The following is a 12578-nucleotide window of genomic DNA, read 5'->3' on the forward strand; positions in this document are numbered from 1 at the left end:
GAAATATCACACAATTTTAAGTTCACATAAGATGAAAATCTTTGACTTTCAACAAACCTTTAATGTACTTCTTATACACAAAGTATATAACTTAAATAGCTAAAGTGTTTAAAAATCTTTTGTGCCTTTTGTGGTTTAATAAAAAAATAAACAGCTTTTTTTATGAAATTCATACTTTAATTCTTTTAAGGTTGAAAGAAAGATGATTTACTTATATTTGCTCTGCAAAGTAAAATTAAATGTTCAAAAAAGTAAGCACTGTATTTATCCTTGGATTTTATACGGTTTTTTGTTCGGCCCAACAGGTTCGACCTTCAAAATCATCTGAAATTTATCGTGAACTCAAAACACTTAAACAGCTGCCTAAAGTTTTATACCTTGCGGCTCATCCTGATGATGAAAATACAGGATTACTCTCCTGGTTAATCAACGACCAAAATGTAGAAACGGGCTATTTATCTTTAACGAGAGGAGATGGTGGTCAGAATTTATTGGGCACAGAACAGGGTGCTGCATTGGGATTAATCAGAACGCATGAGCTTTTAGAGGCAAGAAAGTTAGATGGCGCCCAGCAGTTTTTTACCCGTGCGATTGATTTCGGGTTCTCTAAAAATACTACTGATACCTTTAAACAATGGGATGCAGACAGCATTACAGCGGATGTGGTTTGGGTAATCCGTAAATTCCGTCCGGATGTTATCATTTGTCGTTTTCCTCCTACTGCTGCGGCAGGGCACGGACAACATGCGGCTTCGGCTGTGGTTGCGGAAAAAGCTTTTAAGCTGGCAGGCGATAAAACTGCTTTCCCAGATCAACTAAAATATGTCAATGTATGGCAGCCAAAACGTGTATTATGGAATACCTTCCGCTTTGGTGGGGTCAATACGACAGCTGAAAATCAACTGAAAGTTACCGTTGGGCAATATGATGCGCAATTGGGAATGGGCTATGGTGAATTGGCAGGATTAAGCAGAAGTTTACATAAAAGCCAGGGTGCGGGAACACAGTCTGTAGCCGGCATCAGAACTGAATATTTTGCCCACGTTACTGGCGATCTTGCAAAAACAACACTTTTTGACGGAGTCGTTAAAACCTGGACCGCAAAAGGAAACGCTGATATTGACGAATCATTAGATAAAATTATTTCCGCTTTCAATTTCAATAATCCTGACCTCAGTTTACCTGCTTTGCTTGCTTTGCGAAAAAAGGTTGTGGCGCTACAGGATGGAGATCTAAAAAAGGATAAAATTAAATCTCTTGACAATATCATTGTAAGCTGTGCCGGATTTATGGGCGAGGTAGTTACCAATCAGGCTGAAGCTGTTGCTGGGGATCATTACAATTTCAGGTTAAATCTGATTTCGAGAGCTGCAAATCCTGTCGTTTTAGAAAATGTAAAATGGTTAAGTCAATCAGAAAGCTTCAACAGAAAACTATCAAAAGATTCTTTAATTACCATTCAGCATGACATTCAGATTCCTGCAGATGCAGCACTTACAGAACCTTACTGGTTGGCAAAATCTCCCACGAACGCAGCAACTTTCTCTGTTCCGAATGATACTTTAATCGGTTTGCCCGAGGCAGAATCACCACTGAATGTTTTGCTTAGTTTAAAAATCGGTTCGGAAAATTTTCAGGTTAAACTTCCTTTATCTTTCAAGAAATTGGACCCAGTGCGTGGTGATGTGGTCGAAGCTTTGCGTATTGTTCCTGCAGTGGAGCTGAAATTTGCACAACCCCTTTATGTGGTCAAAGAAAATGAAGATGTACATTTGAGTTTAAATCTTAAAGTTAATTCTAACAAACAGTATAATAACGGTGTTCTAAACCTGATGTATAACGGAGAACGATTAGGCGGCACTAATATAAATTTGCTCAATGGAAAAGATACTACCATCAATTACGTGATTCCAAAAAATAAGCTAGCTTCAATACATTCATCTCGCTTGCAGATAGATGCCAATTTTGTTGCAGATGGAGTCACTTATAATAAAAAACAAGTATTAATTCAATATCCTCATTTACCCTCTTTACAATATTTTTCGCCTGCAACTGCCATCGTAATGAAAGGCGATATTCAGGCGAAGGTTAAAAAAGTAGGTTATGTAGAAGGAGCAGGCGATTTCATTCCTGAGTTCCTACGTATTGCAGGTATTCAGGTAGAGGTACTGAAAGACGAAGATTTTTATGGCAACGTAGATGAATCTGGCGGAAACGGCAGTCAAAACAAGCTATCGCAATATGATGCCATCGTACTGGGGGTTCGTGCCAATAACACAGAGAAAAAGCTGGGCCGCTGGATGCCTTTTTTATGGTCTTATGTAAAATCCGGAGGTAATCTGGTGATGCAGTATAACACGAATCAGGATACAACTGTTGACCAATTGGGGATGTACAATTTCAGCATTGCCAATAAGCGGGTTACCGAAGAAAATGCTGCGGTTACATTTTTAAATCCAAATCATAAATTACTGAACTTTCCTAACAAAATTACTGCGGATGATTTTAATGGTTGGGTACAGGAGCGTGGTGCCTATTTCCCTGCTCAATGGGATGCAGCGTATGAACCGCTTTTTGAAATGCACGATACCGGTGAAGAGCCACTGCAGGGATCAACTTTATATGCCAAATACGGGAAGGGTAATTTTATTTACACACCGTTGGCATTTTTCAGACAGCTGCCTGCGGGAAATGTGGGGGCGGCACGTTTATTTTTTAACTTTTTATCTGCACAGAAAAACTGATGAACAATAAACTTAAAAATTGGAATACCTGGTACATACTATTAGCAGTTGCATTAGTATTCCAGATCGCATTTTATTATTTGTTTACTAAATTCTGGGCATGAGTACTATAGATTGGACAGTTCTTATTTTTACACTTGTTGCAGTGGTGGTTTACGGCGTATTGATCGGTCGTGGCCAAAAAAGCAACGAATCATACCTAAAAGCAGATAATAAAATGCCTTGGTACATTGTGTTGATAGGTATTATGGCAACGCAGGCAAGTGCCATTACATTTCTTTCGGCACCGGGCCAGGCGTATACAGACGGTATGCGTTTCGTTCAGTATTACTTTGGTCTGCCTTTGGCGATGATTGTGATCTGTATCACTTTCATCCCGATTTTTCAGCGCTTAAATGTGTACACCGCTTATGAATATCTGGAAAACCGTTTTGATAAAAAAACAAGAGTGCTTACTTCATTGCTTTTTCTTTTTTCCAGAGGTTTATCAACAGGAATCAGTATTTACGCTCCAAGTATCATCTTGTCAAGTGTTTTAAACTGGAATATTTATTTAACCAATGTTTTAACGGGTGGTATTCTGTTGATTTACACCTATGTTGGCGGTGCAAAAGCGATCGCTCACACCCAAAAACTACAGTTTCTCATTATTCTGGGAACCATGGCTTTTGCAGGGTATTTGCTTATTCAAAATATGCCGAATGGAATTGGTTTTAACGATGCGCTTTATCTGGCAGGGAAATCCGGAAAGCTCAATGTAATCACCACGGAATTCGATTGGAAAGATAAATACAATATTTGGAGCGGATTAATTGGTGGTTTTTTTCTGGCACTTTCTTATTTCGGGACGGACCAGAGTCAGGTCGGGAGGTATATTACGGCGAAAGACGATACCAATGCAAAAATGGGCTTGCTGTTGAACGGATTGGTTAAAATTCCGATGCAATTTGCTATTCTTCTCATTGGTGCTTTGCTTTTCGCTTTCTTTTCTCTAAAACCGGCTCCGATTTATTTTAACGAACGCTCTTACCAGCATTTAAAGGAAGAAAAACCTGAACAGGCTGCAGTTTTTGAAAAAGAGCATCAGAATTTGCAAATAAAATTTAATGCAGAATCGAAAGAAATTCTAAAGTTGAAAGAAACTCATTCTCCCCAACTTAGCAAAACAATTCAGGATTTTAAAAATACACAAACCGAGGTGAAAGCACTTCACAGCAGGGTAGAGGAAGCGATTAATAATTCAAACTATAATGCCGAGAAAACGGATACGAACTATATTTTTCTGTATTTCGTAAAAAATACATTGCCTGTAGGAATGATAGGTTTACTGTTTGCTGTCATTTTTCTGGCCAGCTGGGGTTCAATTTCTGCAGCGTTAAATTCCCTCGCGGCTTGCTCATTAAAAGATGTTCATTTGATATTTAAAAAAGAAATTCCTGATGATGCAACCGAATTGAAATACAGTCGCCTACACACTTTAGCCTGGGGAATCTTCTCAATCGGTGTAGCTATGTTTGCCACTCAAATGGGCTCCCTTATTGAAGCGGTAAATGTATTAGGTTCTCTTTTCTACGGTCCGATATTGGGGATTTTTCTTGTCGCCTTTTACTACAAAAAAATCGATGGCGCGAATGTATTTATTTCTGCAATTTTATCAGAAATTGCGGTTATTGCCGTTTATAAGTTCGATATTATTTCTTTCCTTTGGCTTAATGTAATCGGGGCTGCGGCAGTCATTATATTTTCGACAATCGGGTTATTGTTTTATAAGCAGAAAGCAGTAAATTCGTAAACGAACAAAGTAAACATACAAACAAAAATATTATGAAAACTATCATTAAATCTGCTCTCGTCCTTGTTGCGACAATGACAATCTCTATGAATGCCTTTGCACAGGACACTAAAAAACCTGCCAGCCCTCCAGCTACTGCAACGGGAAAAATTAAAGATGCAACCGTTACCATTGCCTATAGCAGTCCTTCTGTGAAAGGGCGTACAATCTGGGGTGGTTTAGAAGCTTATAATAAAGTTTGGCGTGCAGGTGCCAATGAAGCAACTACTTTTGAAACGGATAAAGACATTACCGTTCAGGGTAAAAAACTGCCTGCAGGTAAATACAGCTTTTTCTTAATTCCTAAAGAAAGCGGAACCTGGACTGCGATTTTAACAAAGAGCCAAAACAATGGGGCGCTTATAAATACGAAGAAGCAAAAGATGCTTTACGTGTTGATGTAAAAACAAAAGCTTTACCAGCAACACAGGAAACTTTAGTGTATAAAATAAACAATAATGGATTCACAATGGATTGGGATAAAATCTCAGTTCCTGTTGAGATCAAATAAATTTGAATATCAGAAATTAAAATCCCGGTTAATCCGGGATTTTTTTGTTTAAAATTTTACTTCCCTATTTCTTTCTCTATTTTATCGATCATTTTTTCAGCATTACCATTGGTTCCGCCAAGACTGATTGCTTTTTTATAATTCTCTAATGCTAAATCATATTGCTTATCTGTAAAATAGGCTTCCCCTAAACTATCGAAAAGATTGGCATCTTTAGGAAACTCTTTTGTTGCCAATTTAAATATTGTTATGGATTCATTGATTTTTCCGAGTCTTGATAATTCATATCCTAACTTATTAAGCTCTCCTGGATTCTCAAAACTATATTCATTTTTAGATTTTTCTTTGAGTAAATAATAAGTCTCTATCCCTTTATTTACATCGTTGAGAGATTCTTTTCTTATCGCTTGATAAATAGATTTTTTAGGAATTTCATACTCTTTTCCTAACATTAAGTTGTGAATAATATGCCCTAAATCCCAAACTCTATTGAGATTATTGGACACCAGAATTATCGTAATTTTATTTTTAAAATCGTTTAAAAAAATGGATTCAAATTTATACGAAATTCCATTGTGTCTTTGTAGATCTTCTTTTTCAAAGTATCTGCCAAGCGATCCGCCTTCCTCTTTTGCGTATGGGTTATTCAACAAAGTTTGAAAGGATTTTTTGGATATTAAACGATTAGAATTCAGCGCTTCAGTCCATTTATAGAAATCATTGATATCTACCCAAAGCCAGCCGCTAATAAATTTCAATTCCGGGCATCGGACATTGTCCATATCATAACAAGAGGTTCTGTTTTTAGAGTCAAATGTTGGATCAAATACCGAATTGGTCATTTTCAAAGGTTTAACTATGTTTTTAATGACAAACTGCTGAAAAGACATTCCGGTTACCTTTTCAATAATTCTTCTTTGTAAAAAGACATTGCCATTATCATACCTGTAACTGGTTCCTGGTTCAAAGAGTAGACTATCATTACTTCTCAAAATATTCCATGTCTCCGCATCATTTTCGGGTTTTAATCGTTCGATTGGAGGAATATCACTGGCATAATTAATCAGATGACATATAGAAACCTTTTCTGCCCATTTTGGTAATCCTAAATTAAATTTGGATACCTTGTCATCAAGATTTAGAAGACCACGTTCAACCAAAATCATGATGGCAACAGCATTAAATTCCTTTGCAATAGAGCCAATGTTGAATATTGACTTGCTGTTTAAAGGAGTTTGTCTCGTTTCATCGGTAAAACCAAATGATTTTTGATAAATAATTTTATCATTTTTAGCAATAAGGACATTTCCATTGAACAAACCTCTTTCGTAAGATTTTGCCATTAAGGAATCAATTTGACTAATTTCTGATTTTTGTTCAATCGAATTTTGATGTATTTTCTTTGTTTCTTTGGGATTATTTAACCCTTGGGCAGAAAGCGTATTTGTCAATAAAACAGTTGTTAATAATAAGAAAAATCGGTTCTTCATTTTAATTAGTTTTTTGGAAATAGAGTTTGATTGATTTTTGAAAGCATTTCTTTGGCATTATCATTATTAGGATTCAGTTCCAACGTTTTCTGATAATTCTTTTTAGAAGCATTATAATCTTTTTTAAGAAAATAAATCTCACCACGTGTATCATAAATATTGGAAGAGTTGGGAAATTCTGAAACTGCATAATCAATAATCTTTAAAGCATCATCAGGTTTTCCTTCACCCAAAAACTTGTATGTTAATCTATTCAATTCATTTTCAAAACCATTAAAATTATAAGAATCGAATTTGTTTTTCTTCAGTTCTTTCAAATAAGCAATTCCTTTTTCTACTGATTCTGTTTTCATTTTTTTATAAACTTCGAAGATAATTAATGGTTTAGGCAAATCAACTTTGGTATTGTATAGAATTCCGAAGACATCATCGATAACAGCTTCCAATTGTCCGCCTCTTTTACCTGCTCTAGTGTTATCAAGCAGGATTACATATATTTTGTCCTCAGGAATTCTGGCAATATTGCAGGAAAAACCATTGATTCCGCCACTATGTGCCATTGTTGTAATATCTTTTCCTGAACCTAAAAAATTCTGATGTTTCTGAACAACCAAACCGTAAGCGTAATCACCTAAATTGGGCGTGAAATATATTTTTTTGTTCTCGTCATTCAGCAAAGTATTCGTGTATAAAGCATCATCCCATTTTCGCATATCATTTGCTGTGCTGTACATTCCGCCAGCAGAAAACACTGCAGTTTTGATATTAATGTAATCTGTTTTTTGATAACCGTCGTAATCAAAATCATATCCTTGAGCATAATTTGAAATGATTTCTTTTGGATCTTCAACTCCTGTATTTTTCATTCCAAGGACATCAAATATCTTTTCCTGAAGAACCTTCTCATAAGGTTTCTTGGTAATTTCCTCAATAATTAACCCTAATAGATAATAGCCCGTATTGCAGTAATTCTGCTTTGTTCCTGGTTCAAATCCTAAATTATCCTTGAAATATTTGACAGCAAAATCTTTCCCAGACAAATTTTCGAAAACCATTTTAGTTTTAAAATCAGGGAAATCAGTGTAATTTGGCAAGCCAGAAGTATGCGTTAACAATTGATGAATGGTAATTTTGCTTCCTGTCGTTTTGCTAAACCAAGGAAGATAATCACTTATTTTGTCATCCAGTCTGATTTTTCCTTCTTGTTTTAACTGCATAATCAGCATTGCAGTAAACTGCTTCGTTACGGAACCAATTCTGAATTTGGTATCAGAAGTTGTTTCTATATTCCAGCCCATATCAGATTTTCCATAATTTTTTTGCAAGATAATTTCGCCATTTTGAACAACCAAAGCACTTCCGTTGAAAAGATTGTAGTTGTGATATTTTCCAATAATCAAATCGATTTTTTTTGCTTTTTCTTTATTGGAATTTGATATGGCTTTTTGTGCAAAAGTATTCAGAGATAAAAGCACAAGAAATACACACAGGAAATTTTTCATAATCGATTCTGATTTCATAATTTGATGCAAAGGTGCTTTAAAGTACCTCAGTACGCGACCGACTAAAAAAAGTCGAACGCATTTCTTAGAAAAAGAATGGATTAATTTGTGTTTTTTCTGAAATCTGTCGGTGTTGTGCCTGTATATTTTTTAAAAGAAGTACTAAACGACGATTTGGAATTGAAACCAACCTCATAAAGAATTTCTAAAATAGTCAGTTCTTTTTGCAAAGGATTTTTCAATATTTCTTTAGCTTTTTCGATTCGATATTCATTAATGAAATCAAAAAAATGCTTATTCATATACAGATTAATCAAAGCCGATAAATCTTTGACGGGCATATTTAATTGTTCTGCCAAATCCTGAATCGTTAATGAAGAATCTAAATAAGGTTCATTTTTAATCATAAATTCTTTCAAAGCTATGATTTGCTTATTTTTTCATCGTCAATTATGGGAGAAGATTTTTGTTTCTGAATTAGATCTACGATAGGCTTTAATTGAGAATTAACTCCTCTGAAAAATTCAGGATTATTTAATGCAACAAATAGATACCAACAGGTACAAAAGAAAAAGGCAAATCCGTCAAGGGTAACAATCCATTGTCTAAGTTCTCCCAAACCAAAGATAAAGCTAACCAGCCATCTTATAAGAACTAAAAAATGTAAAGCATAATATAGAATTGTTATTTTGTAAAGTGCATTAAGAATAGAAATATTTGGATTTGTATAATTCTCTAGATAGATGGTTTTAGACTTTCTAATCACCAGAAATGAAGCAATAAAATAAATTTGAAATAGAAATTCGAAAAGAAAATAAAAAAATGCATGATAGGCGTTTGATTCATCGCATTTATGAAACTCACTTTCGCAGCTTTATCTTCAAAATATATCCCTGACATCATATACAAATTGAAAGCAACAAACGGAATTGTATGCAATAAATGTTTCGGTTTTAATCGAAATTTGGAAAAACAAACGGACAATACATAAAGATAAAACGATGCCGGAACTAAATAATTGATACTCCAACGAAAAGCCTCGAGGTTAATGAAATTAACAGGAAAATCACGCATCAAAAATTTAAAAGCATCTACAGCGTTTGTAAAAAGAAAAAAAGCAAGAAGCCAATTTGCAAGTCTGTGCTTGGTTTTTACAGTTAATAAAAACAACGCAAGAAAAAATACAAGAAAAATTCCAATAAAAGCGGTTATTTCTAAAAAGCTGTATTTGTCCATAGTTTTTTTAACATAGGTGCAATTTAATATTTAAATAGGAAAACTTAAAGACGTATAAATGGTTTTATCCCTTTACTTTACCACATGTTAAAAATGTTCCGCTCAAATTCTAAAATTAGTATTGTTGTAAGTGTCAATATTTCATTCTTTTAGATGATTTTGAAATAGTTAAAGAGGTAGAAAGGGATACAAAAGAAACGCTGAAAAATTTCTTCAAATTTTGTACTTGTTCCGAGATCTTAATAAGTAAATAAAAAAGCATCACTTTGATTTAAAGTGATGCTTTATAGTCTTGTGACCTCGACAGGACTACATCAAGTTAATTTATAATTTTCTAGTAAACTGTAATTGTATCTGTAAACAGCTTATAATAGGGGAGTTTAATTAACTGGAATTTAAATTAATTTAGATAGAATAAATAAATCGGATACAAAAACGGATACATTTTAGTATTTTAGAAAACCAAAAAATATATTTAACTATGGCATCAGTCGTATTTTTTCTGAGAAGTAATATTAAGAATAAACCTAGCAGTATTTGGGTAAGATTTAAGGACAAGGGTACTGATATTAGTTTATCCATGAAAGATTTAAAATGTAGTGTTGATGAATGGAAAAATGGGAAATGTAAAAACGCCAATAAGAAAATGTTTGATACAGATTTAGAATCTATCAATACCAAATTATTAAAAATAGAAGGATATATTTTACAAGAGTATAACAATCTCAACTCTGTTTTAGACTTAAAGGTTTGGCTGAAATCTTGTGTAAATTACATTTTAAACCCTAAAGAAAAAAGTGTCTATTCATCAAATCTAATTGATTTTATAGATACTTATTTAGAACTTAGACAGAATTCAATTACAAAAAGAACGAACTATAAAATTAAAGTTTTGAAGAGTATGTTAATTGACTTTTGTAATTTCAGCAAAAGACCTCCTGTTATACAGTTTAAGGAAATGGATAACTATTTTAAAGATAGTTTTGAAAAATATTGTTTAAATATAAATTATAAACATGACACGATATACAGCAAGTTAAAAGATGCAAAAGCCATATCGAAATTTGCTGAAAATTATGACATTGAAACCCACCCACATACAAAGGAGTGGAAACTTGGAGTTACAAAATTTGTAAAAGATAAACCAAAACATATTTATTTAAGTTTAGAAGAGCTTGAACGAATTAAAAATTGTACTTTAATTCAGGATGATTTAGATATAGCAAGAGATTGGCTTATTGTTGCTTGTTTTTCAGGTCAGAGAGTGAGTGACTTTCTTAGATTTGAAAAATCTATGATTGTGGAAGATAAAGATATGAGATACATAGAATTCAGACAGGAAAAGACAAGGAAATTAATGCAAATTCCAATTCTTAAAGAAGTACAAAAAATATTGGATAAAAGAAATGGTGAATTTCCTAAAAAAATATCAGATGTAAAACTGAATCAGGATATTAAAATTGTATGTAAGCACGCTAAAATAACTGAACTCGTTTATGGTAGTAAATCTCAAGTTTTAGAAGATAAAACAAAAAGAGGAGTTCTTGGAAATTATCCAAAATATAAACTTGTTGCAAGTCATATTGGTAGAAGGAGTTTTGCAACTAATTTTCACACTTTGTTACCGACGGCAGATGTTATGTATGTAACGGGGCATTCGACTGAAAAGCAGTTTTTAATGTATATTGGTAAAACAGAAAAAGAAATGGCAGTACGAGCAGCAGACAGTTTTGCTAAAATTGGTTTTTAATTTATAATAAAGATATTTCGTATATGACAAAAATTGACAATATTAAAAATAATCTTCAATCAATTAATATATATGACAGGCATACATTAGAAAAATTTATGCTTGGCAAAAATGTAACTGTTTTTGATGAAAAACAAAATGCTATTGGAAAGATTAATATTGTCGAACATTTGATACCGATTGATAGAGAAATGAAAGAAGCTGTTAAAAGCAAAGGGTTCATGTATGTTCTGGCTTTTGATTCCTTTAACGGCTCTTCAAATACTGAAAATATCAGAATCATTAACTATTTTGATTTCATTGAACAGAAAAATAATTATTCTGATATTTTATTACAGGATTTTACAGCAATTCTTACTCAAATAGAAAAAGATTTAGAAGATTATATACTAGATAATTCTAAAACTGATATAGAAGAAATAAAAAATTTTATTAATTCTGAACTTTTGCAACAATTTCATGATTGCAGAGAAAAGATAAAAGAAAATCTTACTTATTATAAATTTGCGCCATTCATTTTTACTAATACTGTTACGTTTTATATTGATATTGAAAATATTAAAAAGATTTTTGGATTGTTTAATAAATCAATGATGCGGATAGTAGGAAATCATAAAAAGTATATTGATAAAACTTCTCCTTTCTATAAAACCTATAAAGAAGAAAATAAATTTATTTTAAAAAAGGAAAAAAAGCAGAAGAAAGATAATAAACATGAAAACAGCGTGGATTGGAAAGATATATTTAAAGAAAAATCTACATATAAACAATTTCTAGAATACGCTAAAAATCATATAGTCAATGGATTTGTTGATTATTCGTTCCTTTTTCAAAAGATGAAACAATTAGAACTTGTTTTTAATCATAAACATTTTAAATATATTGACTGGTTGAACGAAAATAACTTCATTACCGAAAGAGACTACGAGGAATTTATAAAAAATGCGGGTTTCAGAAGTCTTGGTAAATCATATTCAGAACAAAGAGAAAATAATTTTAGCAATATTTTTAATTTGTAATTTTTAATCGGAAAAAACGTCCGATTTTCGGAAACACCTAATTTCTACCTTCGTATCATAATAATAAAAACAAAAAAATATGATACAATTAATTTCAATTTCAAAAGATGAACTAATGCAAGAATTTGAGCAAATAGTTTACAAGGTATTGGAAAAAATGCAACAGGATCAAGCATCAAAAGACCAAAAAGAGTTTTATACTCGTGAAGAAACTGCAAAGCTGTTAGATGTTAGTCTTACAACGCTTTTTCATTGGAATAATGATGGAACTCTAAGAAATACTAAAATAGGTAAAAGAGTTTATTATTCTAAGAATGAGGTTTTAGCTAGGTTAAATCCTTAAATCTTCAATCATGGGAAATTCTAGACAATCCCAATTACAGAGTTAGATTTTTCTTCTCAATCTTTTCAGTCTCCAAAATTTTAACGAATCAAGATATAGCTATAGTAAAGTACTATGGAGAGCTAAAGCTATGCTTAAAATTAAATATAATC

General features: G+C 32.9%; 9 protein-coding genes and 1 pseudogene. 7 read left to right on the forward strand and 3 right to left on the reverse strand.

The features are described from left to right. The first annotated feature begins 239 nt into the window (after window positions 1-239). From LF886_RS09885 to LF886_RS09895, 3 genes and pseudogenes are all read left to right on the forward strand, one after another. Window positions 240-2744 (forward strand): PIG-L family deacetylase, encoded by a 2505-nt coding sequence (locus LF886_RS09885; protein WP_236853946.1) that lies wholly within the window; start codon window positions 240-242, stop codon window positions 2742-2744. A 100-nt stretch (window positions 2745-2844) separates the two neighbouring features. After that, window positions 2845-4536: a sodium:solute symporter gene (locus LF886_RS09890; protein ID WP_236853947.1), complete on the forward strand. Its 1692-nt coding sequence runs from the start codon at window positions 2845-2847 to the stop codon at window positions 4534-4536. An 86-nt stretch (window positions 4537-4622) separates the two neighbouring features. Further along, window positions 4623-5086, forward strand: a pseudogene (locus tag LF886_RS09895) (DUF2911 domain-containing protein). A gap of 56 nt (window positions 5087-5142) precedes the next feature. Here the strand turns inward: LF886_RS09895 and LF886_RS09900 are convergent. The 3 genes from LF886_RS09900 to LF886_RS09910 all read right to left on the reverse strand — a co-directional run bounded on the left by LF886_RS09900 (window position 5143) and on the right by LF886_RS09910 (window position 8497). After that, window positions 5143-6576, reverse strand: coding sequence for a serine hydrolase domain-containing protein (locus tag LF886_RS09900; RefSeq protein WP_236853948.1), 1434 nt, complete (start codon window positions 6574-6576; stop codon window positions 5143-5145). A gap of 5 nt (window positions 6577-6581) precedes the next feature. After that, entirely contained in the window at window positions 6582-8078 is a 1497-nt protein-coding gene (locus tag LF886_RS09905; RefSeq protein WP_236853949.1) for a serine hydrolase domain-containing protein, read from the reverse strand. 101 nt (window positions 8079-8179) lie between these two features. Further along, entirely contained in the window at window positions 8180-8497 is a 318-nt protein-coding gene (locus LF886_RS09910) for a helix-turn-helix domain-containing protein (RefSeq protein WP_236853950.1), read from the reverse strand. Window positions 8498-9126: 629 nt separating this feature from the next. On the opposite strand from LF886_RS09910, the gene LF886_RS09915 reads away from it, so the two are divergent. The 4 genes from LF886_RS09915 to LF886_RS09930 all read left to right on the forward strand — a co-directional run bounded on the left by LF886_RS09915 (window position 9127) and on the right by LF886_RS09930 (window position 12426). Further along, window positions 9127-9330, forward strand: a complete 204-nt coding sequence (locus tag LF886_RS09915; RefSeq protein WP_236853951.1) for a hypothetical protein — start codon at window positions 9127-9129, stop codon at window positions 9328-9330. Between the two features lie 465 nt (window positions 9331-9795). Continuing rightward, a complete protein-coding gene (locus tag LF886_RS09920) occupies window positions 9796-11064 on the forward strand; it encodes a phage integrase SAM-like domain-containing protein (RefSeq protein WP_236853952.1) in 1269 nt (422 codons plus the stop codon). A 23-nt stretch (window positions 11065-11087) separates the two neighbouring features. Further along, complete coding sequence (locus tag LF886_RS09925) at window positions 11088-12083, forward strand: hypothetical protein (protein WP_236853953.1); 996 nt, start codon at window positions 11088-11090, stop codon at window positions 12081-12083. A gap of 79 nt (window positions 12084-12162) precedes the next feature. After that, complete coding sequence (locus LF886_RS09930) at window positions 12163-12426, forward strand: helix-turn-helix domain-containing protein (protein WP_236853954.1); 264 nt, start codon at window positions 12163-12165, stop codon at window positions 12424-12426. The last annotated feature ends 152 nt before the right edge of the window (window positions 12427-12578 follow it).

It is taken from the genome of Chryseobacterium sp. MEBOG07 (genome assembly GCF_021869745.1).
In the GTDB taxonomy this organism is placed as follows: domain Bacteria; phylum Bacteroidota; class Bacteroidia; order Flavobacteriales; family Weeksellaceae; genus Chryseobacterium; species Chryseobacterium viscerum.